The 1,976-nt window shown below is 74.6% G+C and carries 1 protein-coding gene; it reads left to right on the top strand.

Features of this window, described 5'->3' with window-relative positions; translation table 11 throughout:
* Positions 1–1,976, top strand: a 1,976-nt coding sequence (locus tag AB0C22_RS31210; RefSeq protein WP_357538592.1) for a polyketide synthase dehydratase domain-containing protein, incomplete at both ends; no start/stop codon positions are given.

The raw sequence follows: 1,976 nt of genomic DNA, 5'->3' as shown, positions 1-1,976 counted from the left end.
ACCACCCCCACCCCCACCGGCCACCAAACCCTCACCATCCACACCCGCACCACCACCACCTGGACCACCCACGCCACCGCCACACTCAGCCCCGACGAGCCCACCGTCCCGGCAGAGATCGGCATCTGGCCCCCAGCCGGTGAACCGGTCGACATCGACGCGCTCTACCCGCTGCTCGCCGCGAAGGGCTACCACTACGGGCCCTCGTTCCAGAACCTGCGCCGTGCCTGGCGTGCCGGTTCCGACGTCTACGCCGAGGTCGAGCTGCCCGACGACCTGCGCCCCGACGGTCACGCCGTGCACCCGGCGCTCGCCGACGCGGCCCTGCACGCGCTGATCGCCGTCGCCGTCGACGACCTCGGCACCGCGCCCCGCGTGCCGTACAGCTTCTCCGGCGTCGCCGTGCACGCCAACCTGGCCACGTCGGTGCGGGCCCGGCTCACCGCGATCGGCGACGGTGCGTACCAGGTGCTGCTGGCGGACCCGGCCGGGCACCCCGTGCTCTCCATCGACCGCCTCGACCTGCGCGACCTGGACCCCGCCACGCTGCCCGTCGCCGCCGCGCCCGGCACCGAGCTGCTGCACCGCCTCGACTGGCAGGAACTACGCGCGGACGCCGCGCCGCCGGCCGACCCGGCGGGCTGGGCCGTCCTCGGTACGCCCGGACCGGCGCTGCACGGCGCGCTGCCCGGCCTGCGCCAGGTGCCGGACCTCGCCGCCCTGCTCTACGATGAGCTGCCCGACGTGGTCTTCCTGTCCTGCCGCACCCCACGCCCGGACGAGACGCCCGCCGACGCCCCGGCCGCCACCACCGACGATCCGGTCGCCGCCGCACACGAGTTGACCGAGGCGCTGCTGCACAGCCTCCAGCAGTGGCTCGCCGAGGAACGGTTGGCCGGCACCCGACTGGTGATCACCACCGAAGGTGGGGTCGCCGCGCACCTCGCCGACCAGATCGCCGACCTGGCCGCCGCCGCGTGCTGGGGGCTCACCCGCTCCGCGCAGGCCGAACACCCCGACCGGTTCGTGCTGCTCGACCTGGACGGACGCCCGACCGACCCGTCGGTGCTGGCCGCCGCGCTCGCAGCCGCCGAACCGCACCTCGCGGTGCGCTTCGGCGTGGCGTACGTCGACCGGCTGGTCCGCTGCGCCGACGACCCGGCGCGGCTGACGCCCCCGGACGAGAACTGGCGGTTCGGCACCACCTCCGCCGGCACCCTGGCCAACGTCGCCATGGTCCCGGCACCCGAGGCGCTGCGCCCGCTACGCGACGGCGAGGTGCGGGTACGCACCCACGCCACCGGCCTGAACTTCCGCGACGTGCTCATCGCGCTGGGCAGCTACCCCGGTGAGGCGCCACTGGGCAGCGAGGGCGCGGGCGTGGTCGTGGAGACCGGTCCCGGCGTGACCGGACTCGACCCGGGCGACCGGGTGATGGGCCTCTTCTCCGAGGGCACCGGCCCGCTCGCGGTCTGCGACCACCACCTGCTCACCCGTACCCCCGACCACCTCAGCGACAGCCAGGCCGCGGTGCTGCCGATCGCCTACCTCACCGCCATGTACGGCCTCGGCGACCTCGCCGGCCTGCGGGCCGGGCAGTCCGTCCTGATCCACACCGCCACCGGCGGGGTCGGGATGGCCGCCCTGCACTACGCCCGGCACCTCGGGGCCACCGTGCACACCACGGCCAGCATCGGCAAGCAACCCACCCTCAGCGCGCTCGGTGTGCCCGACTCCCACATCCACGACTCCCGCACCACCGCGTACCGGGAGGGGATAGCGGCGGTGGCCCCGCAGGGGGTCGACGTCGTGCTCAACAGCCTGACCCAGGCGCACGTCGACGCGGGACTGGCACTGCTGGCCCAGGGGGGCACCTTCCTGGAGATCGGCAAGACCGACATCCGCGACCCGCACACCGTCACCACCACCCACCCCCACCTCACCTACCAGCCCTACGACCTCCTCGACGCCGGACC

The sequence above is a fragment of the Micromonospora sp. NPDC048894 genome (assembly GCF_040649765.1).
Lineage (GTDB): Bacteria > Actinomycetota > Actinomycetes > Mycobacteriales > Micromonosporaceae > Micromonospora > Micromonospora antibiotica.
This window is presented reverse-complemented; position numbering and strand designations above follow the sequence as displayed.